This window comes from Pseudomonas germanica (assembly GCF_019614655.1).
Lineage (GTDB): Bacteria > Pseudomonadota > Gammaproteobacteria > Pseudomonadales > Pseudomonadaceae > Aquipseudomonas > Aquipseudomonas neuropathica.
In genome coordinates this window covers 6,488,559-6,513,489 of sequence record NZ_CP071586.1, presented here as the reverse complement: position 1 = coordinate 6,513,489, position 24,931 = coordinate 6,488,559, and the positions used below count along the sequence as shown (strand labels likewise).

23 protein-coding genes are annotated in these 24,931 nt (G+C 61.1%); 15 read left to right on the top strand and 8 right to left on the bottom strand.

Annotated elements, in window-relative coordinates; all coding sequences use genetic code 11:
* Positions 1-63 precede the first annotated feature (63 nt).
* The gene (locus tag J0G10_RS28935; protein ID WP_095049466.1) at positions 64-681 is read right to left on the bottom strand and encodes a C40 family peptidase; all 618 of its coding nucleotides are present in this window, start codon (positions 679-681) and stop codon (positions 64-66) included.
* Positions 682-929: 248 nt separating this feature from the next.
* Here J0G10_RS28935 and J0G10_RS28930 point away from each other — a divergent pair, with 248 nt between their 5' ends.
* On the top strand, positions 930-1,361 hold the full coding sequence (locus J0G10_RS28930) for an NINE protein (protein WP_007913651.1): 432 nt from the start codon (positions 930-932) through the stop codon (positions 1,359-1,361).
* A 102-nt stretch (positions 1,362-1,463) separates the two neighbouring features.
* Here the strand turns inward: J0G10_RS28930 and J0G10_RS28925 are convergent, their stop codons facing one another.
* From J0G10_RS28925 to gshB, 7 genes are all read right to left on the bottom strand, one after another.
* Positions 1,464-2,735, bottom strand: a complete 1,272-nt coding sequence (locus J0G10_RS28925) for a dihydroorotase (RefSeq protein WP_095125844.1) — start codon at positions 2,733-2,735, stop codon at positions 1,464-1,466.
* The gene (locus J0G10_RS28920) at positions 2,732-3,736 is read right to left on the bottom strand and encodes an aspartate carbamoyltransferase catalytic subunit (RefSeq protein WP_007913665.1); all 1,005 of its coding nucleotides are present in this window, start codon (positions 3,734-3,736) and stop codon (positions 2,732-2,734) included. Before J0G10_RS28920 ends, J0G10_RS28925 begins: the two co-directional genes overlap by 4 nt.
* A 27-nt stretch (positions 3,737-3,763) precedes the next feature.
* Positions 3,764-4,270 carry a bifunctional pyr operon transcriptional regulator/uracil phosphoribosyltransferase PyrR gene (pyrR, locus tag J0G10_RS28915; RefSeq protein ID WP_034153653.1) on the bottom strand — a complete coding sequence of 169 codons (507 nt, stop codon included), beginning with the start codon at positions 4,268-4,270 and terminating at the stop codon, positions 3,764-3,766.
* Positions 4,271-4,350: 80 nt separating this feature from the next.
* The gene (gene ruvX, locus J0G10_RS28910; RefSeq protein ID WP_064589634.1) at positions 4,351-4,788 is read right to left on the bottom strand and encodes a Holliday junction resolvase RuvX; all 438 of its coding nucleotides are present in this window, start codon (positions 4,786-4,788) and stop codon (positions 4,351-4,353) included.
* Positions 4,788-5,360 carry a YqgE/AlgH family protein gene (locus tag J0G10_RS28905; RefSeq protein ID WP_095049468.1) on the bottom strand — a complete coding sequence of 191 codons (573 nt, stop codon included), beginning with the start codon at positions 5,358-5,360 and terminating at the stop codon, positions 4,788-4,790. Before J0G10_RS28905 ends, ruvX begins: the two co-directional genes overlap by 1 nt.
* 171 nt (positions 5,361-5,531) lie before the next feature.
* Positions 5,532-6,431: an energy transducer TonB gene (locus tag J0G10_RS28900; RefSeq protein WP_093429840.1), complete on the bottom strand. Its 900-nt coding sequence runs from the start codon at positions 6,429-6,431 to the stop codon at positions 5,532-5,534.
* A gap of 107 nt (positions 6,432-6,538) precedes the next feature.
* Positions 6,539-7,510, bottom strand: a complete 972-nt coding sequence (gshB, locus tag J0G10_RS28895; protein WP_007913671.1) for a glutathione synthase — start codon at positions 7,508-7,510, stop codon at positions 6,539-6,541.
* A 225-nt stretch (positions 7,511-7,735) separates the two neighbouring features.
* On the opposite strand from gshB, the gene pilG reads away from it, so the two are divergent.
* The 14 genes from pilG to mdcH all read left to right on the top strand — a co-directional run bounded on the left by pilG (position 7,736) and on the right by mdcH (position 24,878).
* Positions 7,736-8,140: a twitching motility response regulator PilG gene (gene pilG / locus J0G10_RS28890; RefSeq protein WP_007913673.1), complete on the top strand. Its 405-nt coding sequence runs from the start codon at positions 7,736-7,738 to the stop codon at positions 8,138-8,140.
* A gap of 59 nt (positions 8,141-8,199) precedes the next feature.
* Positions 8,200-8,565 carry a twitching motility response regulator PilH gene (pilH, locus tag J0G10_RS28885; RefSeq protein ID WP_026000666.1) on the top strand — a complete coding sequence of 122 codons (366 nt, stop codon included), beginning with the start codon at positions 8,200-8,202 and terminating at the stop codon, positions 8,563-8,565.
* 10 nt (positions 8,566-8,575) lie between these two features.
* On the top strand, positions 8,576-9,115 hold the full coding sequence (locus J0G10_RS28880) for a chemotaxis protein CheW (protein ID WP_095049470.1): 540 nt from the start codon (positions 8,576-8,578) through the stop codon (positions 9,113-9,115).
* A 154-nt stretch (positions 9,116-9,269) separates the two neighbouring features.
* Positions 9,270-11,318, top strand: coding sequence for a methyl-accepting chemotaxis protein (locus J0G10_RS28875; RefSeq protein ID WP_095049471.1), 2,049 nt, complete (start codon positions 9,270-9,272; stop codon positions 11,316-11,318).
* Between the two features lie 11 nt (positions 11,319-11,329).
* Positions 11,330-17,227: an Hpt domain-containing protein gene (locus J0G10_RS28870; protein ID WP_220557121.1), complete on the top strand. Its 5,898-nt coding sequence runs from the start codon at positions 11,330-11,332 to the stop codon at positions 17,225-17,227.
* Positions 17,220-17,690, top strand: a complete 471-nt coding sequence (locus J0G10_RS28865; RefSeq protein WP_220557120.1) for a chemotaxis protein CheW — start codon at positions 17,220-17,222, stop codon at positions 17,688-17,690. The genes J0G10_RS28870 and J0G10_RS28865 overlap by 8 nt, the downstream gene beginning before the upstream one ends.
* A gap of 529 nt (positions 17,691-18,219) precedes the next feature.
* On the top strand, positions 18,220-18,585 hold the full coding sequence (locus J0G10_RS28860) for a DUF6124 family protein (RefSeq protein ID WP_220557119.1): 366 nt from the start codon (positions 18,220-18,222) through the stop codon (positions 18,583-18,585).
* 295 nt (positions 18,586-18,880) lie between these two features.
* The gene (gene mdcA / locus J0G10_RS28855; protein WP_220557118.1) at positions 18,881-20,551 is read left to right on the top strand and encodes a malonate decarboxylase subunit alpha; all 1,671 of its coding nucleotides are present in this window, start codon (positions 18,881-18,883) and stop codon (positions 20,549-20,551) included.
* Positions 20,551-21,423 (top strand): triphosphoribosyl-dephospho-CoA synthase, encoded by an 873-nt coding sequence (locus tag J0G10_RS28850; protein ID WP_220557117.1) that lies wholly within the window; start codon positions 20,551-20,553, stop codon positions 21,421-21,423. The genes mdcA and J0G10_RS28850 overlap by 1 nt, the downstream gene beginning before the upstream one ends.
* Positions 21,423-21,722 (top strand): malonate decarboxylase subunit delta, encoded by a 300-nt coding sequence (locus tag J0G10_RS28845; protein WP_007913697.1) that lies wholly within the window; start codon positions 21,423-21,425, stop codon positions 21,720-21,722. Before J0G10_RS28850 ends, J0G10_RS28845 begins: the two co-directional genes overlap by 1 nt.
* The gene (locus J0G10_RS28840; RefSeq protein WP_220557116.1) at positions 21,715-22,566 is read left to right on the top strand and encodes a biotin-independent malonate decarboxylase subunit beta; all 852 of its coding nucleotides are present in this window, start codon (positions 21,715-21,717) and stop codon (positions 22,564-22,566) included. The genes J0G10_RS28845 and J0G10_RS28840 overlap by 8 nt, the downstream gene beginning before the upstream one ends.
* The gene (gene mdcE, locus J0G10_RS28835; RefSeq protein WP_220557115.1) at positions 22,563-23,348 is read left to right on the top strand and encodes a biotin-independent malonate decarboxylase subunit gamma; all 786 of its coding nucleotides are present in this window, start codon (positions 22,563-22,565) and stop codon (positions 23,346-23,348) included. The genes J0G10_RS28840 and mdcE overlap by 4 nt, the downstream gene beginning before the upstream one ends.
* Positions 23,342-23,965, top strand: a complete 624-nt coding sequence (locus J0G10_RS28830; RefSeq protein ID WP_220557114.1) for a malonate decarboxylase holo-ACP synthase — start codon at positions 23,342-23,344, stop codon at positions 23,963-23,965. The genes mdcE and J0G10_RS28830 overlap by 7 nt, the downstream gene beginning before the upstream one ends.
* The gene (gene mdcH / locus J0G10_RS28825; RefSeq protein ID WP_220557113.1) at positions 23,958-24,878 is read left to right on the top strand and encodes a malonate decarboxylase subunit epsilon; all 921 of its coding nucleotides are present in this window, start codon (positions 23,958-23,960) and stop codon (positions 24,876-24,878) included. Before J0G10_RS28830 ends, mdcH begins: the two co-directional genes overlap by 8 nt.
* Positions 24,879-24,931 lie beyond the last annotated feature (53 nt).

The following is a 24,931-nucleotide window of genomic DNA, read 5'->3' as shown; positions in this document are numbered from 1 at the left end:
AAGCGGACGCGGAGCGTCCATTGAGGCATTCCCATGCGGAGCATGGGAACGATCGGTATGGTGTTAGCGCTGAACCACGCGCATCTGGTTTTGCTCTTTCGGCAACACACGCTTGGCAACCACGTAATGCTGCTGCCAGTACGGCTTGTTCAGCGTATCGATGCTCACCGCTTTGCCACGACGTGGCGCGTGGATAAAGCGGTCGTTGCCCAAGTAGATGGCAACATGGTTGACCCGACGGCTCTTGATGTTGAAGAAAATCAGGTCGCCCGGCTTCAGATCCTTGCGCTCGACTTTCTCGCCGTGACCGCTGGCCATGGCGTTGGAGGTGCGTGGTAGGTCGAACGTAGCGTCGTTGAACGCGTATTTCACCAGACCGCTGCAATCAAAACCTTTACTTGGGCTGCTGCCGCCCCAACGATAAGGGGTACCGAGGACGTTCACCGCACGGCTCAGCACATTGCTGCTTTCCTTGCTCGCCATCGGTGGCACCAGCTTGCTGTGGCTCTTGCTGCTCAGCGTGGTGGTTTTGCTTTTGCTGCTTTTGCTCGATGGAGCCGAAGCATGGGATTTAGGGGTAAAGCCGTTAACGTTGGGAAGACGTTGCTCACGATTGGTGGCGTGGGCGGCCAGTGGCATTAATAGGCAGATGGTTAGCCATGTCTTGAAAAATGGTCGCATTAGGCGTGGCTCTTTAGTGATAGCGCGCAACTTTATAACAGAGTTTTTTTTCATTCCGAGTCCGTTGGTCGATTCAGTTGGAGGCCAACGGAACCAAATAAGCGGCAAATGGACGCAATTGTCGGACAGAAGTCAGGTGCTATAAGGCTTTGACGGTAGCAACGGTAACATTTGCCGTACGTCGGCTACCTGTAAAAAAGTCACAAAGAATTCAAGAATATTTATCTATCGTGTGAATCGAGGTCTTCATGAACCCCTATCAACAATTTGTTCAGCAGCAAGATACGCACAGCAAAATCATCGGTTATCTGCTGTGGATTTTCGGTTTTACCGGTGCTCACCGCTTCTATTACGGCAAGCCGGTGACCGGGACGATCTGGTTTTTCACCTTCGGTTTGCTGGGTATTGGCTGGCTGATCGATCTGTTCTTGATCCCGGCAATGGATCGCGAGGCGGATCTGCGTTTTACCGCAGGGCCGATCGAGTACAACGTGGCGTGGATTCTGCTGACGTTCCTTGGCGCGCTGGGCGTGCACCGGATGTATCAGGGCAAGTGGATCAGTGGACTGATCTATCTGCTGACAGGCGGGTTGTTCTTTCTGGGGGTGCTGTATGACTTCTGGACGCTGAATGATCAGGTATCCGTACGCAACGCCGAAGGCAGAGGCGCCTTCCAGTAAGCCATCGCTGGCAAGCCAGCTCCCACAGGTTTTTGCGCTAACCCAAAGATAGCGCAAGACCTTGTGGGAGCTGGCTTGCCAGCGATTGGGGGCAACCCGGTATCAAGCCTGGTGGCTGATCCGCCCATCCACCAAGGTGTAACGAACCACACCCGGCAAAGTGTGCCCAATGAACGGGCAGTTCTCACCCTTCGACAACCAGTTCTCACCGGCCACCGTCGAAGCCTGCGGATCGAACAACACGATATCCGCCGCACCACCTACCGCCAGTTTGCCGGCCGGCAGACGCAACGCTTCAGCCGGGCCTGCACTCAGACGCGCCAGCAAGGTCGGCAGATCCAGCAACCCATCCTCAACCAGCGTCATCGCCAGCGGCAGCAACAGTTCAACACTGCTGATGCCCGGCTCGGTCGCGCCGAACGGCGCCAGTTTGGCGTCGCGTTCGTGCGGCTGGTGATGGCTGGAAATCGCCGAGACCACACCGGACTTCACCGCTGCACGCAGGCCATCACGGTCAGCACGCGTACGCAGCGGCGGTTGCACGTGGTACAGGCTGCTGAAGTCGATCAGCGCTTCATCAGTCAGAATCAACTGATACAGCGCGACATCCGCCGTCACCTTCAAACCACGGGCCTGAGCCTGAGCAATCAGGGCAACACCGCGAGCACTGGTCAACTGACTGAAATGCGCACGTACACCGGTCTGCTCAACCAGCAGCAGGTCACGGGCAAGGGCCACGGTTTCAGCGGTTTCTGGAATCCCCGGTAAGCCGAGGAAACTGGCGACAGCGCCTTCGTGAGCCAAGCCACCTTCAGCCAAGTCGTGATCCTGCGAATTGAAGATCACCGTCAGGTCGAAGGTCGCCGCGTATTCCAGTGCCCGGCACAGAGTGCGGGTGTTGCGGAAGCTCTCCAGACCGTTGCCGAACGCCACGCAACCAGCGTCGCGCAGCGCCACCAGTTCGGCCAGTTGCTCGCCGTCCAGGCCTTTGCTCAGCGCGCCGATCGGGAACACCTTGGTGTTGCCGGCCTCGCGAGCGCGATCGAGGATCAGCTCGGCCACGGCCGAGGTGTCGAGCACCGGTTTGGTCTTTGGCGGGCAGCACAGGCTGGTCACGCCACCGGCCGCAGCAGCGCGGGTTTCGCTGATGATCGAACCTTTGCGGCTGTAGCCCGGCTCGCGCAGGGCAACGTTGAGGTCGACGAGGCCTGGAGCGGCGACGAGGCCTTGGGCGTCGATGGTTTCTACTGCGCTGAAACCGGCCGGGGCCGCGCCGAGGGCGACGATCTTGCAGGCTTCAACGTGAATGTCGGTGATTTGATCCAGGCCGCTGCTTGGATCGATGACGCGTGCGCCGAGAATGCTGAGCTTCACTGGGCGTTCTCCTGCTCGAATTGACGCTGCGCGGTTTGCCCGCTCATGGCCATGGACAACACAGCCATACGAATTGCGATGCCGTAGGTCACCTGATTGAGGATCACCGAGTGCGGGCCGTCGGCCACTGCGGACTCGATTTCCACCCCCCGGTTGATCGGCCCCGGGTGCATGACGATGCAATCGGGTTTGGCCCCGGCCAGACGCGCGGTGGTCAGGCCGAACAGTCGGTAGAACTCACCTTCGCTCGGCAACAGGCCGCCGGTCATGCGTTCACGCTGCAGGCGCAACATGATCACCACGTCGACGTCTTTCAGGCCTTCGGTCATGTCGGTGTAGACCTTCACGCCGTATTGCTCGATGCCGATCGGCAGCAGGGTCTTCGGCGCAATCACGCGGATGTCCGGGCAGCCGAGGGTCTTCAGCGCGAGCATGTTCGAGCGCGCAACCCGCGAGTGCAGGATGTCGCCAACGATGGCCACCGAGAGGTTTTCGAAACCGCCCTTGTGCCGACGGATGGTGAGCATGTCGAGCATGCCCTGCGTCGGGTGGGCGTGACGGCCGTCGCCGCCGTTGATGATTGCCACTTGCGGGCATACATGTTCGGCGATGAAGTGCGCGGCGCCGGAATCACCGTGGCGTACGACGAACATGTCGGCGGCCATGGCTTCGAGGTTGCGCAGGGTGTCGAGTAGGGTTTCACCTTTACTCGCCGACGAGGTCGACACGTTCAGGGTAATTACGTCTGCCGACAGCCGCTGGGCCGCCAGTTCGAAGGTGGTGCGGGTGCGCGTGGAGTTTTCGAAGAACACGTTGCACACGGTTTTGCCGCGCAGCAACGGGACTTTCTTCACCGCCCGGGCACCGACTTCGAGGAACGAGTCGGCAGTGTCGAGGATTTCCGTCAGCAACTCGCGGCGCAGGCCGTCGAGCGAGAGGAAGTGGCGCAGCTGGCCCTGATCATTGAGCTGCAGCGGGCGCTTGGTATCTAGAGGCGTCATCGCGAAGGGGACTCTCAATAGGGCGGATTAAAGGTTGAAGTCTTGCAGTTCGAGCGTCAGCGGCTCGGGGCCGGACAGCTTCACCCGTTCATGTGCGGCCAGCGACAGCGTCGCGCCAACCACGTTCGGGCGGATCGGCAGCTCGCCGGCGTCGAGGTCCAGCAGGCAGACCAGGGTCACGCTGGCCGGGCGGCCGTAGTCGAACAATTCGTTCATGGCGGCGCGGATGGTGCGGCCGCTCATCAATACGTCGTCGATCAGCACCAGATGCTGGCCTTCGATCTCGAAGGGCAGGGCGGACGGGCGCACTTGCGGGTGCAGGCCGTTCTGGCTGAAGTCGTCGCGGTAGAAGGAAACATCCAGCGTGCCCAGTGGCGCATCGCTGCCCAGTTCCTTGAGCAAGGCCTGCGCGACCCAGATGCCGCCAGTGCGAATGCCGATGTAACGCGGTTCAGTGATTTCACGCTGGGCAAGGTGCGCCTTGAGGCGGGTCGCCATCTGGCTGATCAGATCGGCGGGATTTGGCAGGCTCATGGTTGCTCCTTGTTGGGGGCGAGTCGGATCCTTGGACACGACTCGGTTTTTCACTCAAAAGAAAAGCGCCGAAGCGCTTGTCAGGATTCAAACAATGCAGTGTTTTCATCGAGCCAGCCCTGCAACAGCAGAGCGGCGGCGATGGCGTCCACCGGGTTGTCGCGGTAACTGCCTTTCTGACCGCCACGGGCCAGTCGCTCGCCTTTGGCTTCAAACGTGGTCAGGCGTTCGTCGTGGGTATAGAAGGGCAGATTGAAGCGGCCATTGAGGCGGCGGGCAAACTTTTCCGCGCGTACGCACATGTCGCTCGGGGTGCCGTCCATGTTCAGCGGCAGTCCGACAACAACGGCATCGGGTTTCCATTCTTTTATAAGGGCTTCGACCTGGTTCCAGTCCGGCACGCCGTTCTGTGCCTTCAAGGTGCACAGCTCACGAGCCTGGCCGGTAATCACCTGGCCGACCGCGACGCCGATCTGTTTGGTGCCGTAGTCGAAGCCGAGAATCAGGCGCAGGGCCATCAGGCGTGACCTGCCTGGCTGGTCAGCAGGCTGAGGTTGATCCCCAGGTGCCGGGCCGCTGCTTCCAGACGCAATTCGCTGCTGGTGTTGAACAGGATGTCGGCGTCATACGGGCAGTTCAGCCAGGCGTTGTCGGCGAGTTCCGCTTCCAGTTGCCCGGCTTCCCAACCGGCGTAACCGAGGGCAATCAGGCTTTTTGCTGGGCCGACGCCGTCAGCGATGGCGAACAGCACGTCCTGCGAGGTCGAGAGGGCCAGATCACCCTCCAATTGCGCGGTGGCCAGAAAGGTCTTGCCCGCCGGGTGCAGAACAAAACCGCGATCGGTCTGCACCGGGCCGCCAATGAAGATCGGCACATGCTGGCAGAGTGCTGGCGGGTCAATGTCCGGACGTAATTGCTCAAGGATGTCGGCCAGATTCAGCTCTTGCGGCCGGTTGACCACAATCCCCATAGCGCCATTGGCCGTGTGCTCGACGATGTAGGTCAAGGTGTGGGCAAAGTTCGGGTCGGCCATGTGTGGCATGGCGATCAGGAATTGATGCTTGAGGTAGCTGGGGCTGACGTTTTTCATGTGCGCTAGTGTGGCGTTCGGGGGGCAAACTGACAAGCTGGAGATGCTGACAGCAACACAGATCCATTGTAGGAGTGAGCCTGCTCGCGATAGCGGTGTGCCAGAATCGAAATTGTTGACTGATACACCGCTATCGCGAGCAGGCTCACTCCTACAAGGGGTTGCGGTGTGTCAGTTGCTTGAGAGCTTGTCGCCCCGGGCAAATTTCCAGGTACGAATGATTTCCAGACGGTCGATGTCCGACAAGTCCCCGGTAAACGGCGCAAACGGTGCCGCCAGTCGGACAATGCGCTGCGCCGCCTGATCCAGCAGCGGCTGGCCGGAGGATTCCAGCACCAGCACTTCATACAGCGAACCGTCGCGGTTGATCGAGACCATCAGGCGCAAATTGCCGTAGATCTGCTTGCGCCGTGCTTCTTCGGGGTAATTGAGGTTGCCGATGCGCTCGACCTTCTTGCGCCAGTCATCCTTGTACCAGGCACCCTTGTCGCGCATGGTCGACGCCGCGCTCAAACGGTGGATGCGCGGGCGCTTGGCGTACAGCTGTTGTTCCTTGGCCAGTTCGGCTTCAAGACTGGCGATGTCGCTGGACAGCTGTGAGCTGTCGAACTCCGGCGCGTCGACTGTCGGTTTGACTTCGGTTTTGGCTTCTTCTTTCTTGGTCGGCGCTTTTTTAGGTTTCGGCGCGACGGTGGTCACCGCAGCTTTGGGTGCGGCTTCCTGTACTTGCGGTTTGGCGGCCGGTGGCGGGGTGACTTTTTTGACCTGATTGTCTTGGAACGGCGCCACCTCAGTGGTCTTCGGAATCGCCTTCTTGTCCAGCGTGCCGCTGCCTTCCTGATGCTGTTGAGCAAGAAAGTCAGCCTTCTCCGGCTTCTTTTCGCTCTTGAAGGTGGCGAGGGTGATTTCCAGGGTTTTGCTGATTTGCTTGGGCTCGACCATCGTGAAGCCGACGCCGAGCAGCAGCGCCAAATGGATCAGCGCCGCGAGAAACAGGGTAAAACCGAGGCGATCGGCCGGGCGCACGCCACGGTGGGCGAGTTCTGCGGGCAGATCGGACGGGAGGGTCATGACAAGAAAACCAACATCGCGTTTTTCAGAGGCTGCGCATGATAACGCAATGTTGGTTTCACGCCTTGGGCTTCACGCTTCAAGCGACAGACTGCATGTGACGTGCATCAAGCTTGTGGCTTTTTGCCGGCGGCTTGCAGCTTCTTGGCGATGGCGTCCATCAGCATGCCGCCGATATCAGTGCCAAACGCATTGTCGATTTCACGGATGCAGGTCGGGCTGGTGACGTTGATTTCGGTGAGGCTTTCGCCGATCACATCGAGGCCAACGAACAGCAGGCCTTTCTCACGCAACGTCGGGCCGACCTGCGCGGCGATCCAGCGATCCTTGTCGGTCAGCGGGCGCGCTTCACCACGGCCACCGGCAGCCAGGTTGCCACGGGTTTCGCCCTGCGCCGGAATCCGTGCCAGGCAGTAATCCACCGGCTCGCCGTCGATCATCAGGATGCGTTTGTCACCGTCCTTGATCGCCGGCAGGTAGGCCTGGCCCATGATCTGCTGGCCACCGAGGGCGGTCAGGGTTTCCAGAATCACCGACAGGTTCGGGTCACCGGCACGGTGACGGAAAATCGAAGTACCGCCCATGCCGTCCAGCGGCTTGAGGATCACGTCACCGTGTTTCGCGGCGAATTCACGCAACACGTCAGCGCGGCGGCTGACGATGGTTGGCGGCGTGCACTGCGGGAACAGCGTGGCGAACAGTTTTTCATTGCAGTCGCGCAGGCTCTGCGGTTTGTTCACCACCAGCACGCCAGCGGTTTCGGCCTGTTCGAGCAGGTAGGTGGAGTAGACGAACTCCATGTCGAACGGCGGATCCTTGCGCATCAGGATCACGTCCAGATCGCTCAGCAGGTTGTCCTGTTCGGCGTCCAGTTCGAACCATTTTTCCGGGTTGGCAAAGACTTTCAGCGGCTTCATGCGCGCCCGGGCCTGACCTTCGCCCTGATACAGGTCGCGCTGCTCCATATAGAACAGTTCCCAGCCACGCTTCTGCGCGGCCAGCAGCATGGCCAGCGAGCTATCCTTTTTATAGGAGATGCTGGCGATAGGGTCCATGACAATCCCGACGCGAACGCTCATTGGGTTTTCCTCGAAAATTGGCTACCGGATCGGTATTGAAAAAGTGCCGCCAGAGTGGCGCCGGGCGGGTTTTCGGTCAAGGAAAAACCCGTCGATAGATTGCATCTGGAGACTGTGCTAAAAAGGCTGGCGTAGCGTGCTGGCCCTTGAGCATCAAGGGTTTCGAGCCATTGATAACCGCAAAACGGACAAATTGATTCGCAAAGGCGACGGTAGAGCCCTCTTATGGAACAGCAGTCCAGCGCCTTGAAGGTCATGGTGATCGACGACTCGAAAACGATTCGTCGCACCGCCGAAACATTGTTGAAGAATGTCGGTTGCGAAGTGATCACGGCGATCGACGGTTTCGACGCTCTGGCGAAGATCGCCGACAACCATCCCGGGATCATTTTTGTCGACATCATGATGCCGCGTCTGGATGGTTATCAGACCTGCGCTTTAATCAAGAACAACAGCGCGTTCAAGGCCACACCGGTGATCATGCTGTCATCGCGTGACGGGCTGTTCGACAAGGCCAAGGGGCGGATTGTCGGTTCTGATCAATTTTTGACCAAGCCTTTCAGCAAGGAAGAACTGCTCAACGCGATTCAGGCCCATGTTCCGGGCTTCGCCGCCGTTTTGCCGCAGTAAGACACGTACAGAGATACGCGGCCAGCGGGCCGCGCGTCGACAAGAAAATGGGGAAAACCATGGCACGTATCCTGATCGTCGATGATTCGCCGACTGAAATGTACAAACTCACCGGCATGCTCGAAAAGCACGGCCATGAAGTGTTGAAGGCCGAAAACGGCGCCGACGGCGTGGCTCTGGCTCGGCAGGAAAAACCCGACGCGGTACTGATGGACATCGTCATGCCCGGCCTCAATGGTTTCCAGGCGACCCGTCAGCTGACCAAAGACCCGGAAACCGGACATATCCCGGTGATCATCATTACCACCAAGGATCAGGAAACCGACAAGGTCTGGGGCACCCGCCAGGGCGCCAAGGATTACCTGACCAAACCGGTCGACGAAGACACCCTGATCAAGACCCTGAACAACGTGCTCAAAGGCTGATCGCGCAACCATGAGCGAATCGCTGACCGCGTTCGAACTGCTCTGGCAGATCGACCAGCGCTGCCGCTTGCTGGCGGCGGACCTGCCGTCGCAACCGGCGCGCCAGGATCGCTGGAGCGGCATCGGCTTTCGCCTCGGCGAGCATTGGTATGTGGCGCCGATGGGCGAAGTCAGCGAAGTGCTGCATGAACCGCGATTTACCCAGTTACCCGGGGTCAAGCCGTGGGTCAAAGGCGTGGCTAACCTGCGCGGGCGGTTGCTGCCGATCATGGATCTGTGCGGTTTCTTCGGCCATGAACTGTCGCCGTTGCGTAAACAGCGGCGGGTATTGGTGGTCGAGCATGGCGATGTGTTTGCCGGGCTGATGGTCGATGAAGTCATCGGCCTGCAGCACTTTGAGCAGAACAGCTTTGAACCGCTATCGATCAGCAAACGCCAGGGCTCGAAGGCCGAGTTCGTCAAAGGCTATTTCCGGCGCGAGCAGAACTGGCGGGTGTTCAGCCTGTTTGCGCTGGCCAAATCCCCGGTGTTCATGAGCGTTGCGATATAACAGATTCAACACCGTCCCCTGTGGGAGCGAGCCTGCTCGCGAAGAGGGCGTGTCAGGCAAGATAAATATTGGCTGACCCAGCGCTTTCGCGAGCAGGCTCGCTCCCACAGGGATTGCAGCAGGCCTCAAAGGTGTGGGTTAAGGGCGAGGACCGATGACAAAAGCAAAAACAGGCAAGCCGGCGGAAGGATCGCGCAGTCGCTCGCAGATCATCGTGCTGTTCATCGCACTGATCGTGTTCATCATGCTGCTGTTCGCCAACTTCGCGTACCTCAACACCCAAGCGAACTACGACAAACAGTACATCGGCCACGCCGGTGAGCTGCGCGTGCTCTCGCAACGCATTGCCAAGAACGCCACCGAAGCCGCCGCTGGCAAGGCTGCCGCGTTCAAGTTGCTCAGCGATGCGCGCAACGATTTCGCCCAGCGCTGGGGTTACCTGAAAAAGGGCGACCCGGCCACCGGCCTGCCTCCCGCCCCGGCCACCGTACGCCCGGAAATGCGCGCTGTGCAGCTGGATTGGGAGCGCCTGCTGAAAAACACCGACGCGATTCTTTCCAGCGAGCAGACCGTGCTGTCGCTGCATCAGGTCGCCGCGACCCTGGCCGAAACCGTGCCGCAGTTGCAGATCGAATACGAAAAAGTCGTCGAAATCCTCCTCCAGCGTGGCGCCCCAGCCACGCAAGTGGCGATGGCCCAGCGTCAATCGCTGCTCGCCGAACGTATCCTCGGCGCGGTCAACACCGTGCTCGCCGGCGACGAAAACTCCCAGCAAGCCGCCGATGCCTTCGGCCGCGACGCCACCCGTTTCGGCCAAGTGCTCAACGGCATGCTGCAAGGCAACCCGGCGTTGAAAATCAGCCAGGTCGAAGACCGCGACGCCCGTGCGCGTTTGAGCGAAATCTCCGAGCTGTTCCAATTCGTTTCCGGCTCGGTGGATGAAATCCTCGAAACATCGCCGGAGCTGTTCAAGGTTCGTGAATCGGCGAGCAATATCTTCAGCCTCTCGCAAACCCTGCTCGACGAAGCCTCGCACTTGGCCACTCGCTTCGAGAACCTTGCCGGTGGGCGCAACACTGACACCATCGGCGGTTACGTCCTCGGTTTGCTGGCGCTGGCCTCAATCATCCTCATCGGTCTGGTCATGGTTCGCGAAACAAATCGCCAGTTGCGCGAAACCGCCGAGAAGAACGAGCGCAACCAGAACGCGATCATGCGTCTGCTCGATGAAATCGAAGACCTCGCCGACGGCGACCTCACCGTGACCGCTTCGGTGACGGAAGACTTCACCGGCACCATCGCCGACTCGATCAACTATTCCGTCGATCAGTTGCGCGATCTGGTCGCCACCATCAACCTTACCGCCGGCCAGGTCGCCGCAGCGGTGCAGGAAACCCAGGCCACCGCCATGCATCTGGCCCAGGCTTCGGAGCATCAGGCCCAGCAGATTTCCGAAGCCTCGACCGCGATCAGCGACATGGCCGAATCCATCGATCAGGTCTCGGCCAACGCCGCCGAGTCTTCTGCGGTAGCGGAGCGTTCGGTGGAAATCGCCAACAAGGGCAACGAGGTGGTGCACAACACCATCCACGGCATGGACAACATTCGCGAACAGATTCAGGACACCGCCAAACGCATCAAGCGTCTCGGCGAGTCGTCGCAGGAAATCGGTGACATCGTCAGCCTGATCGACGACATCGCCGACCAGACCAACATCCTCGCCCTCAACGCGGCGATTCAGGCGTCGATGGCCGGTGATGCCGGGCGCGGTTTCGCCGTGGTCGCCGATGAAGTGCAGCGGCTGGCCGAACGCTCGTCCGCCGCCACACGGCAGATCGAAACCCTGGTGCGGGCGATTCAGACCGACACCAACGAAGCGGTCATCTCGATGGAACAAACCACTACCGAGGTGGTGCGTGGCGCGCGACTGGCGCAGGATGCCGGTGTGGCCCTGGAAGAAATCGAAGGCGTGTCGAAGACCCTCGCGGCGCTGATTCAAAGCATCTCCAACGCAGCGCAGCAGCAGACGACTTCGGCCGGGCAGATCTCGCTGACGATGAACGTGATCCAGCAGATCACCTCGCAGACCTCGTCCGGCTCCACGGCCACCGCCGAGAGCATCGGCAACCTGACGAAAATGGCCAGTCAGCTACGGCGTTCGGTGTCCGGTTTCACCTTGCCGGCGGCGACAGATAAAGCGTGAGTGGAGTGGTTATGGGTGATCGGCACGACTATGTGGCCCTCGAATGGGTCAAAGGCGAAATTGCCGAAACGCTGAAACAGGCGCATCAAGCAATTGAAGCCGTGCTCGACGACCCGCAAGCCTTTCCCGGGCTGGACGAGTGCCTGGATTACATCCATCAGGTCCACGGCAGTTTGCAGATGGTCGAGTTCTACGGCGCAGCCTTGCTCGCCGAAGAAATGGAACATCTGGTCGAAGCCTTGCAGCACGAGCGCGTCAGCCATCGCGACGAAGCCCTGCACCTGTTGCTGCAAGCCCTTGGGCAATTGCCGATTTACCTCGACCGCGTGCAGAGCGCCCGGAGAGATTTGCCGTTGGTGGTGCTGCCGCTGATCAACGATCTGCGCAGCGCCCGTGGCGAAAGCCTGCTCTCGGAAACCAGCCTGTTCAGCCCGCAATTGCCCGAACTGGCACCGCTAAACGCAGAAGCGTTGGCACTGCTGGAGCCGGCAGAACTGCCGAACGTACTGCGCAAATTACGCCAGATGCTGCAAATGGCTTTGGTCGGTTTGCTGCGTGAACAGGATGACCAGACCCACCTCGGTTATCTGGCCAAAGTCTTCACCCGCCTCGAAGCGCTGAGCGGTGATTCGCCGCTGAGCCCGCTGTGGCAAGTCGCCTCGGCGCTGGTCGAAGGCATGCGCGAGGGCGTGATCGCCAACAGCCCGGCGCTGCGCAGCCTGTTCAAGGACGCCGACAAAGAACTCAAACGCCTGCTCGATCAGGGCATGGCTGGCCTCAATCAGCCGGCGCCTGCCGAGCTGCTGAAAAGCCTGTTGTTCTATATTGCCAAAGCCGAACATCCCACCGGGCAGATGCTGACCATGAAAGATCGCTACTCCCTGGACGACGCGTTGCCCGACAGCGCGATGGTCGACGAAGAACGCGCGCGCCTGGCCGGCCCCGACCGCGATGCGATGCGCTCGGTGCTGTCGGCGTTGTGTGAAGAACTGGTGCGGGTCAAGGAGCGCCTCGACCTGTTCGTGCGTAGCGACCGTCAGCACACCTCGGATCTGGAAAGCCTGCTCGCACCGCTGCGACAGATTGCCGACACCCTCGCGGTGCTCGGTTTCGGCCAGCCGCGCAAAGTGATCATCGATCAATTAGCTGTCGTGCTCAGCCTCGCCCAGGGCCAGCGCGAACCGAATGACGCGATCCTCATGGACGTTGCCGGTGCGCTGCTTTACGTCGAAGCGACGCTGGCCGGGATGGTCGGCACCGTCGAGCCGGAAAGCCCGGAAGATTCGCGCCTGCCGACCACCGACCTGACGCAGATCCATCAGATCGTGATCAAGGAAGCGCGCATCTGCCTGCAACAGGCCAAGGACATGATCGTCGACTACATCGACGCCGATTGGGATCGCCAGCACCTGCAACCGTTGCCGGCGCTGCTGACCCAGGTGCGCGGGGCACTGGCGATGATTCCGTTGAGCCGCGCGGCAAGTCTGGTCGAGGCGTGCAACGGGTTTATCCGTGAGCATCTGTTGCTTGATCCGCACGAACCGGGTTGGGAAGAACTGGATCATCTGGCCGATGTCATCAGCAGCCTCGAGTATTACCTCGAACGTCTGAGCGACGATCCGCAGGCGCCGAGCGAGCAGTTGCTGGATGTCGCGCAGAAGTCCCTTGCGAGTCTGGGTTTCATTCCAAATGAGCCGCATGTGCCCGTGCTCGAAGACGTGCTCAGCCCCAGCGAAGCGCTGGTGATGCAGGACATGCAAGCGCTCGATGACCCGGAAACCGTGCAGTCGCTGGCCGATGTTCTGGCCAGCCCGGTTTCGGCGCTCAACCCGCCAGCGCTGATCACCCCCGGCAGCCTGATGCCGCCGCCGGCCGATGAAGAACCGGTCGACGATGAGCTGCGCGAGGTGTTCCTCGAAGAGACCGACGAGGTCCTCGAAGTTCTCCACGAATACCTGCCGCGCTGGTCGGCCAATCCGCAGGATCGTGATGCGCTGACCGAACTGCGCCGCGCCTTCCACACCTTGAAAGGCAGCGGGCGCATGGTCCGCGCGCTGATCCTCGGTGAACTGGCCTGGGCGGTGGAAAACCTGCTCAACCGTGTGCTCGAACAAAGTGTCGAACCGGGCTCAGTGGTGCAGCAAGTGCTGACCGACACCGTGCTGTTGCTGCCCGAGTTGATCAGCGAATTCGCCACTAGTAACCAGCGCCAGCGCGGCGATGTCGATCAGCTCGCGGCCCGTGCTCACGCCTTGGCCAAAGGTGACGAGCCATTGGCCGCCGAAGACGTGGACGATGTCGCGGCGCTCGATCCGCTGTTGCTGGAAATCTTCCGCAAAGAAGCCGAGACCCACCTCGCCAGCCTCAACCGCTTTCTCGATCAGGCCGCCGAGCATGTGCCGCTGCAGGCCAGCGACGAACTGCAGCGCGCTTTGCACACGCTCAAGGGCAGTGCGTCGATGGCCGGCGTATTGCCGATTGCCGAACTCGCTGCACCGCTCGATCAACTGGCCCGCGAGTTCAAGGCGCACCAGTTGCCGCTGGACCTCGACGAAGTGGAGTTGCTACTTGAAGCCGAGGGCCTGTTCCGTGTCGGCCTGCGTCAGCTCAAGCATGATCCGCTGGCGCCGATTGTCGGTGCGCAGTCGCTGATCAAGCGCTCGGAAACCCTGCTCGCCGAGCGTCTGGCCTCGATCCTCGATGCGCCCAATACCGGCCTGCGGATCAAGCGCGATCCGCAACTGATCAATAACTTCCTCGCTCAAGGCATGGACATCCTGCTGGATGCTGAGAGCCTGCTACAGCGCTGGCAGCAACACCCCGGCGAGCGTCAGGAACTCAGCGCCTTGCTGGATGAACTGACCACCCTTGGCGAAGGCGCGCATTTGGCGGATTTGCTGCCGGTGGATGTGTTGTGCGAAGCCTTGCTCGATCTCTACGGCGCCGTGGAAGAAAGCAGCCTGGCGGTCAGCGAGCAGTTTTTCCAGGAAGCGCAGAACGCCCACGAAGCGCTGATCAACATGCTCGACGAACTGGCCGCCGGGCAGGAAGTCACGCCGCAGCCAGAGCGGATTCGGGCGTTGCATGATCTGCTCGATCAGAGCCTCGACCCATCGTCCATGGGCCTGATTCGCAGCGATGGCAGCCGCACCCTGAGCATCCGTGAACTGGGCAGCGCCACCGCTGAGTTGCAGCAAAAGGCAACGGCGCTTGAACACGATGACGAGATTGTCGGGATCTTCCTTGAAGAAGCGGTCGATATTCTCGACAGCTCAGGCCAGGCCTTGCAGCGCTGGTTGAGCGACCCGGACAATGCCGCGCCGCTGTCCTCGTTGCAGCGCGATTTGCACACCCTCAAGGGCGGCGCGCGGATGGCCGAAGTCGAGGCCATTGGCGATCTGGCTCAGGAGCTGGAAAGCTTTTACGAAGGCTTGGTGGATCGTCGCTACAACTACAGCGAAAGCTTGGGGCGCTTGTTGCTCAAGAGTCATGAGCGTTTGGCGCTGCTGCTTGAACAACTGCAACAGCATCAGCCACTGACCCCGGCACAGGATCTGATCGACGTTATCCGTCAGGTCCGCCAAGGCCAGAATGTTGCCGAAACTCCGCCAGCAACAGCCGGGCACGACAGCGCTGGCCACGATCCCGAGTTGCTGGAAATCTTCCTCGAAGAAGGTTTCGACATCATCGAAAACTCCGGCGCCGCGCTGCTGCGCTGGCAGGCCGAGCCGGGCAATCGTCAGGAAGTGGAAACCCTGCTGCGCGATCTGCACACCCTCAAGGGTGGCGCGCGGATGGTCGAGATCGGCCCGATCGGCGACCTCGCGCATGAGCTGGAATACCTTTACGAAAGTCTTTCCAGCGGCGCTTTGCAGCCGTCGGCGGAGCTGTTTGCGCTGGTGCAGCGCGGGCATGATCGCTTGGCGCAAATGCTCGATGGCGTGCGCGCCGGGCAACCGTGTCCGCCGGCTGATCGGCTGATCAATGCGATCCAGAATTTCAGCCATCCGGTGACGGTAGAAACGCCGCCAGTGCTACCTGTGCCGGTCAAGACTGACGTTGCGCCGCCAGCTGCCGACGCTGGCGCGGACATGGTCAAAGTCTCCGCCGAACTGCTCGATGAGTTGGTCAATCTGGCCGGGGAAACCTCGATCTTCCGTGGCCGTATCGAACAGCAGGTCAACGACGCGCAGATCGCGCTGAACGAGATGGAAACCACCATCGAACGGATGCGCGATCAGTTGCGCCGCCTCGACACTGAAACTCAGGGGCGGATTCTCAGCCGCCAGCAAGTCGATGCCGAACGTCTCGGCTATGAAGAATTCGATCCGCTGGAAATGGACCGCCATTCGCAGTTGCAGCAACTGTCGCGGGCGCTGTTCGAATCCGCCTCTGACTTGCTCGACCTCAAGGAAACCCTCGACCGCCGTAATCACGACGCCGAGAACCTGTTGCAGCAACAGGGCCGCATCAACACCGAATTGCAGGAAGGCCTGATGCGTACGCGCATGGTGCCGTTCGAGCGCATGTTGCCGCGCCTGAAACGCATCGTCCGCCAGGTCGCTGAAGAGCTGAACAAAGACGTCGCGTTTGTCGTCGGCAACGCCGAAGGCGAGATGGATCGCAATGTGCTGGAGCGCATGGCTGCGCCGCTGGAACACATGCTGCGCAATGCCGTCGATCATGGTCTGGAGTCCGCCGAGGTGCGGCTGGCGGCGGGCAAACCGGCGCAGGGCACGATAAGCCTGGACCTGTCCCGCGAGGGCGGCGACATCGTTTTCGACATTCGCGATGACGGCGCCGGGGTGCCACTGGAAGCGGTGCGGCGCAAGGCGATCAAGCGCGGCATGCTCGCGCCGGATGCCGAGATCAGCGACCGCGACGTGTTGCAGTTCATCCTTCAGCCGGGGTTTTCCACAGCGGAAAAGATCACGCAGATTTCCGGACGTGGCGTCGGCATGGACGTGGTGCACGAAGAAGTGCGGCAACTCGGCGGCAGCATGAGCATCGACTCGGTGCCGGGGCAGGGCGTGCATTTCCGCATTCGGCTGCCGTTCACCGTGTCGGTCAACCGCGCGTTGATGGTGCAGTGTGGCGAGGATCAATACGCGATTCCGCTGAACACCATCGAAGGCATCGTCCGCGTGTTGCCGAATGATCTGGAAGCTCACTTCCGGGTTGATCCGCCGCGCTATCAGTACGGCGGCCAGACCTACGAACTGTGCTATCTCGGCGAACTGCTGAAAACCACGCCACGGCCGAAACTGCTCGGCCAGAATCTGCCATTGCCGGTGCTGCTGGTGCACTACAACGACCGGCGCATCGCGGTGCTGGTCGATACCATGGCCGGCACCCGCGAGATTGTGGTCAAGAGTCTTGGCGCGCAATTCGCGGCGGTGCAGGGCGTGTCCGGGGCGACGATTCTGGGCGATGGCCGGGTGGTGCTGATTCTCGATTTGCTCGCACCGATTCGGGCGATGCAAGCGCGGGTTGCGCAGACACCGACGGTGCCGGAGATCGACAGCGAACCGCAGAAACCGCTGCTGGTGATGGTGGTCGACGACTCGGTCACCGTACGCAAGGTCACCAGCCGTTTGCTCGAACGTCACGGCATGAACGTGCTCACGGCCAAGGACGGTGTCGACGCCATGCTGCTGCTCGAAGAACACATGCCCGACCTGATGCTGCTCGACATCGAAATGCCGCGCATGGACGGCTTCGAAGTCGCCACCCAAGTGCGCAACGACGAACGCCTGCAACACCTGCCGATCATCATGATCACCTCACGTACCGGGCAGAAACACCGCGACCGCGCCATGGCGATTGGCGTCAACGACTACCTCGGCAAGCCGTATCAAGAGTCGGTGCTGCTTGAAAGCATTGCCCACTGGAGCAAGAAACATGCATGAGCGCCGGCATAATCAGCGCAGCAGCCAACTCACTGGTCTGTTGTTGCCGTTGGCGGATCGCAATTTGATCCTGCCTAACGTCGCTGTCGCTGAGTTGATCGATTACCAGGCCAGTGCCTTCGATCTGGACACGCCGCCGTGGTACCTCGGCAAGGTTACGTGGCGTGAGCGGCATATTCCGTTGCTGAGTTTTGAATCGGCGTGCGGGCAGAAAATCGTCATTGGCGAGCGGGCGCGAATCGTGATTTTGAATGCCCTCGGTGGGTTGCCGGAGTTGAAGTTCATTGCCCTGCTGGTGCAGGGGATTCCGCGGTCGTACAAGCTTGATAGTCAGTTGAGTTATGTCGATGTGCCGTTGTGTGGGCTGGAGCAGGCGGCGGTGCAGGTCGGGGAGCAGGTGGCGAAGGTGCCGGATTTGTTGGGGTTGGAGAAGTTGTTGGTGGATGCTGGGCTGGTTCACTGATCCAGAATTCGTGTCGCTCTGACTGGCCTCATCGCTGGCAAGCCAGCTCCCACAGGTTTTTGTGTGGTTCACAGAATTCGAATACAACTCGGACACTGTGGGAGCTGGCTTGCCAGCGATGGGGCCAGTAGCACCAGCAAATTCTTACAGGCAAATCCTCAATTTCTGCAGTGCAATAGACACCCTTTAACCCCGTTGTTTAAAGACACTCTGTGTTACGGCTCCCTAGCCTACAAATCCTTGCGCCGCTGCCTACGCATGCACCAGAATCCGCCGGCTTGTGCGCCTTTGGCATGCTGCGTAACTTGATTCCGTCACTGATTTCCAGTGATCGGGTTTAGCAGCCCGTGGTTAATCTAAGGGTGCACGTGCATCATCGTCAGGCTCAGCGCCTGCATTCGATGGCGGCTGTGCGCAGGGCGCTTCGGCGCGCCGGCTTCCTTAGGTTCCCCGGTCTGCTAACCTGCGTTCAGCTGCCACCCCTTCTTTTAGCAGAGAAGCGGTTCCAGCTTTATCTCGGAACCTGAAGATGATTAAACCAACGCCTAACCCCCCGCTCGCAGACCCGGCATCCCCCTACGAATCCCCCGACTCCAGGAAATTCCACGAAGCCGCCGAGCGCGCCCTCGACCATTACCTTGGCCCTACCAACGCCGACCTCATGGCCACGCCTTACACCCCGAACACGCTGTACATGGCCAACCCGAATGCCGACACGGAATCCCTGCTGGCTGACGCCAGTGAAACCCTCGGCTCGGCCACGGTCATGCTCAACAATCACGCGGCAACGGTGGACGGCACGCACCGCAAGACTGTGCAGGGTATTGCGCAGGTGGTGATGGTGGCGGAGATGGCTGTTAACCGTTTGTTGGATAGGTTGGTGCCGACGGAGTGACTTAAAAGCTGACCCTCACCCCAGCCCTCTCCCGGAGGGAGAGGGGGCCGACCGTGGGATGCTCACAAGTTACGCCGACCTGAAAATACTGCTGTGAATCCATAATCGACTCGGTGGGGCTGGTCGATGTATGGCGCCAGACACCTCGGTCGGTCCCCTCTCCCTCCGGGAGAGGGCTAGGGTGAGGGCGCTCTTGATCATTACGCTCAGCGTAATGATTCACCACCGCGCTTGATTGATGCCCCCATCCCACACGCCTACCTTAGCTCCACGACAGCGAACCCGTGGAGTGAGCATGACAACAACAATTTCCCCCGACTCGCGCTGGACGCGGCGGCGCGATGAGAAGCAGCGCCGGCTCGACAAGGTGCGCGGGCTGGCCGACGGTGTGGTGTTGCCCACCGACAAGATCGTCGCCGCGCTCGAAGCGCTGATTCATCCCGGCGACCGTGTGGTGCTGGAGGGCAACAACCAGAAGCAGGCGGACTTCCTCTCGCGCTCGCTAGCCAAAGCCGACCCGGAAAAGCTCCACGACCTGCACATGATCATGCCCAGCGTCGGTCGCTCCGAGCACCTCGACCTGTTCGAACGCGGCATCGCCCGCAAGCTAGATTTCTCCTTCGCCGGCACCCAGAGCCTGCGCATCAGCCAGTTGCTTGAAGACGGCTTGCTCGAAGTCGGCGCGATCCACACCTACATCGAACTCTACGCCCGACTGGTGGTGGACCTGATCCCCAATGTCGTGCTCTCCGCCGGGTTCATGGCCGACCGCGCCGGCAATATCTATACCGGCCCGAGCACCGAAGACACGCCGGCACTGATCGAACCGGCGGCGTTCAGCGACGGCATCGTCATCGTCCAGGTCAACCAATTGGTCGACGACGTCAGCGAACTGCCGCGCGTCGACATCCCGGCGTCGTGGGTCGATTTCGTCGTGGTGGCGGACAAGCCGTTCTACATCGAACCGTTGTTCACCCGTGACCCGCGCCATATCAAGCCTGTGCACGTGTTGATGGCGATGATGGCGATCCGTGGGATCTACGAAAAACACAACGTGCAGTCGCTCAACCACGGCATCGGTTTCAACACCGCCGCCATCGAATTGATCCTGCCGACTTACGGCGAGTCTCTTGGCTTGAAGGGCAAAATCTGCCGCAACTGGACGCTCAACCCGCACCCGACGTTGATCCCGGCGATCGAGAGCGGCTGGGTCGAAAGCGTGCATTGCTTCGGCACCGAACTCGGCATGGAAAACTACATCGCCGCGCGTCCGGACGTGTTCTTCACCGGCCGCGACGGCTCGTTGCGTTCCAACCGGATGTTCTGCCAACTCGCCGGGCAGTACGCGGTGGATCTGTTTATCGGCGCGACGTTGCAGGTCGATGGCGATGGCCATTCCTCGACCGTCACCCGTGGCCGTCTCGCCGGTTTCGGTGGCGCGCCGAATATGGGCCACGACCCGCGCGGTCGGCGTCACGGCACCCCGGCGTGGCTGGACATGCGCCACGACGATTCGCAGCAACCGATGCTCGAACGCGGCAAGAAACTCGTGGTGCAAATGGTCGAGACCTTCCAGGAAGGCGGCAAACCGACCTTCGTCGAAACCCTCGACGCGGTCGAAGTGGCGAAGAAAAGTGGCATGCCGCTGGCGCCGATCATGATCTACGGCGACGACGTCACCCACTTGCTCACCGAAGAAGGCATCGCCTACCTGTACAAGGCGCGCTCGCTGGAAGAGCGCCAGGCAATGATCGCCGCGGTCGCCGGCGTTACCGCCATCGGCCTGCGCTACAACCCGAAAGACACCGAATGCATGCGCCGCGAAGGCCTGATCGCTTTGCCCGAAGACCTCGGCATCCGCCGCACCGACGCCACCCGCGAACTGCTCGCAGCAAAAAGCGTGGCCGATCTGGTCGAGTGGTCCGGCGGCCTGTACAACCCGCCCGCCAAATTCAGGAGCTGGTAATGCACGCACTTAACCTGCAAGCGCAACCGCTGTCTCTGGCTGATCGATTGGCCGATCTGGCGGTGGACGCCTTGATCGACGAAGCCGATCTGTCGCCGAAACCGGCGCTGGTCGACCGTCGCGGCAATGGCGCGCACACCGATTTGCACCTGGGCCTGATGCACGCTTCGGCGCTGTCGTTGTGGCCGGCGTTCAAGGAAATGGCCGAAGCGGCGGTTGCAATCGGCGAAGTCGATTCAACGTTGCGCGAAGCGATTGGCCGCATCGGTCGAGAAGGCGAGCAAGCGATGCTCACGACCACCAACGGCGTGAACACGCATCGCGGCGCCATTTGGGCGCTGGGATTATTGGTGACGGCTGCTGCGCTGGAGCCGCAATCCTCCAGCGCTAACGCCGTGACCCTCCGCGCCGCACGTCTGGCCTTACTGGAGGACCGCTACGCACCCAAACCATTGAGCCACGGCGCCCAGGTCGCCCTGCGTTACGGCGCACGCGGCGCGCGTGAAGAAGCGCAACTCGGCTTCCCCTCGGTGCTGCAACGCGGCCTGCCGCAACTCAAGCGCAGCCGCGCCAACGGCCATGGCGAGCAGAACGCTCGGCTCGACGCCTTGCTCGCAATCATGACGAATCTGGCCGACACCTGCGTGCTCTACCGCGCTGGTGAAGAGGGCCTGCACGCCATGCAGTCCGGCGCGCAAGCGGTGCTCGATGCCGGTGGCAGCGCCAGCCTCAGCGGTCGCCGTCGCTTGCACGAACTCGATCAACAACTCATCGCATTGAATGCCTCGCCCGGTGGCGCCGCCGACTTGCTCGCCGCCACGCTGCTGCTCGACCGTATCGAGCGCGACGGCATCCTTCAGGGAGCGTTTTGATGGAAACCCTATCGTTTGAATTCCCCGCCGGGCAGCCGCCACGCGGTCGTGCGCTGGTCGGTTGTGTCGGCTCGGGTGATCTGGAAGTGCTGATCGAACCGGGTCTGGCCGGCAAGCTGACGATCAATGTGCAGACCTCGGTGAACGGCGCGCAACTGCGCTGGCAGCACCTGTTTGCGCGGATGTTCGACGGCACCACGCCGCCGGCGATGGCTATTGATATCCACGACTTCGGCGCGACGCCGGGGGTGGTGCGTTTGCGTCTGGAACAAGGTTTCGAGGAGATCGGCCATGACTGACAGCGCAGCGTTGCTCAACAAACACAGCTTCGTCGAACTCGGCGCGCGGCAACGGGCGCAAGCCCTGCTCGATGCCGGCAGCTTTCGCGAATTGCTCGATCCGTTTCAACGGGTAATGTCGCCATGGCTCGAACGTCAGGGCGTGGTACCGCAAGCCGATGACGGCGTGGTGATTGCCAAGGGCAGCCTCGACGGGTTGCCGGTGGTGATTGCCGCGATTGAAGGCGCGTTTCAGGGCGGCAGCCTTGGCGAAGTCGGCGGGGCGAAGATTGCCGGCGCGCTGGAGCTGGCGGCTGAAGACAACCGCAAGGGCATCCCGACGCGCGCGGTGTTGTTGCTGGAAACCGGTGGTGTGCGTTTGCAGGAAGCCAATCTTGGGTTGGCGGCGATTGCTGATATTCATGCGGCGATTGTCGATTTGCAGCAGTACCAACCGGTGGTTGGGGTGGTGGCGGGCAGCGTTGGTTGTTTCGGCGGTATGTCGATTGCGGCGGCGCTGTGCAGCTATTTGCTGGTGACTCAGGAAGCACGCCTCGGTTTGAACGGCCCGCAAGTGATCGAGCAAGAGGCCGGGATCGAAGAATACGACTCCCGCGACCGGCCGTTCATTTGGAGCCTGACCGGTGGCGAGCAGCGTTTCGCCAGTGGTCTGGTGGATCGGTATGTCGCCGATGATGTGGCGAGGATTCGTCAGCAGGTCGGCGAGTTGCTGCAGCAAGGTTTGCCGAAGCAACCTCGCAGCCAGCGCGCCGAATGGTTCCTGCAACGCCTGAGCAGTCTGAACACTGACCCGCAAATCGAACCGTCGGTGGTTCGCGATCTGTATCAAGGAGAGCGCTCATGAGCGGTTATTCGCTGCGCGGTTTGAACTGGTTCAACGCCTTGAGCGCGGGCGCTGTGGTGGTTGAAGGTCTGCCGGCCTCGTTGAAGGTTGCTGACGGTGATCTGGGGCGTTTTATCGCTGTGGTCGCTGACCCGGACAATCGTTTTCCACGTGCTCGCAATGGCGAAGTCGGCTTGCTTGAAGGCTGGGGGCTGGCCAAGGCTGTGGATGACGCGATCACGGCTGACCGCGACAAAGCGCAGAAACGCCCGATCATCGCCATCGTCGATGTGCCGAGCCAGGCTTATGGTCGGCGCGAAGAAGCGCTTGGCATTCATCAGGCGCTGGCCGGTGCGGCGGACAGTTATGCCCGCGCACGTTTGGCCGGGCATCCGGTGATTGCATTGCTGGTGGGCAAGGCGATGTCCGGGGCGTTTCTGGCGCATGGTTATCAGGCCAACCGTTTGATTGCGTTGCGCGATCCCGGCGTGATGGTGCATGCGATGGGCAAGGCGTCGGCGGCGCGAGTGACGTTGCGCAGTGTTGAAGAGCTGGAAGCGCTGGCCGCCAGTGTGCCGCCGATGGCTTATGACATCGACAGCTACGCGAGCCTCGGATTGCTCTGGGAAACCCTGTCGGTGCAACAGATTGAGCAGCCGACGGCGGAGGATCTTTCGAGAGTTAACGAATGCCTGAAGCAAGCCATCAGCGATATCTCCAGCACTGACTTGAGCAATCGTCTCGGCGCGAAGAATCGTGCTGCTTCCAGCAAAGTCCGCGAACTGCTGAGGGCGCAGTGGTGAGCACGCCTCTGGCCCACGATCTGCTCTGGGGCATGACCCCGGCGCAGTTGCTGGCGGATGCGCCGTCGTGGGCGGTCGAGTCGCTGGCCGCCGGGCAACCGGTGGTGGTGCGGCGGGCGTTGAGCGAGGAAGGTTTCGTCGCGGTGGGTGTGCGCGGTGTGTTGCGCGAGCAGCGGCTGGCGGCGTTTATGGCGGTCGATTCGATTGCCTGTCGCGTCAGTCCCGAAGCGCTTTGTCTTGTCGACAGCGAGCGCGATCTGCCGGTCATGCACGCGCTCAAACAACTGCGGCCGATGCTCGATGACTGCGGTTGGGTCTGGGGTGTCAGCGGCAGTGTCGGGTTTGAATTGGCCAGTGGTTTTACCGCGATGCACACGGCCAGTGACCTCGATTTGATTCTGCGTACACCGCAACTGATCACGCGTAATCAGGCACGCAAACTGGTCGCGGTTTTTGATCAGGCTGTGTGCCGGGTCGATATGCAGTTGCAGACGCCGTTCGGTGCTGTGGCACTGCGCGAGTGGGCCAGCGGATCGGCACGCGTGCTGCTGAAAAACGAGTATCAGGCCTGTTTGGTGACTGACCCGTGGAACCCGCAGGAGCGGCAGCGTGAGTAGCTTGCTGGTATTCCCCGGCCAGGGCGCGCAGCAAGCGGGCATGCTGCAGCGATTGCCCCGCGAGACTTTGGTCGAGGCCAGTGATGTGCTCGGTGAGGATGTTTTGCTGCTCGATTCCAGCGCAGCATTGCGCACGACAAGGGCGGTTCAGCTGTGCCTGCTGATCGCCGGCGTCGCTGCTTCACGGCAGTTGTTCCAGGACGGACTGACGGCGGACTACGTCGCCGGTCTGTCCATCGGTGCTTATCCGGCAGCGGTGGTTGCGGGGGCGTTGAGCTTCAGCGATGCGTTGCATCTGGTCAGCCTGCGCGGTGAGTTGATGCAACAGGCTTATCCACAGGGCTACGGCATGACCGCGATCATCGGCCTGCAATTATCCACAGTCGAAACGCTGCTGGCGCAGGTGCATAGCGAAGATTCGCCGGTGTATCTGGCCAACATCAACGCCGATAACCAAGTGGTGATTGCCGGCAGCGACAAGGCCATGCAAACCGTGGCCGAACTGGCGCGCAGTCGCGGCGCCGGTCTGGCAAAACGTCTGGCGGTGAGTGTGCCGTCGCACTGCCCGCTGCTGGAAAAACCGGCGCAAACCCTCGCCGAAGCCTTCGCCAAGGTCGAACTGAAAACCGCGAAAATCGCCTATCTGAGCGGCAGCCGCGCACGCCCTGTGGGCAAAGTAGAAGCCCTGCGCGACGACCTCGCCTTCAACATGTGCCGCGTGGTGGACTGGCGCGGCACCGTGCAAAGCGCCTACGAACGCGGTGTACGTTTACAGATCGAACTGCCGCCCGGTGCGGTGCTGACCGGGCTGGCGCGCCGGGTGTTCGAGCAAGGCACGGTCACTGCTTTCGACAGTGCGCGTCTCGACACCCTGCAAGCGCTGTTGCGTGAGGAGGGTAGCCGCCAACTCTAAAACCGCCGACTCAAGCTTCGAACAACAAAAACAACATTCGACGATGCACTTTG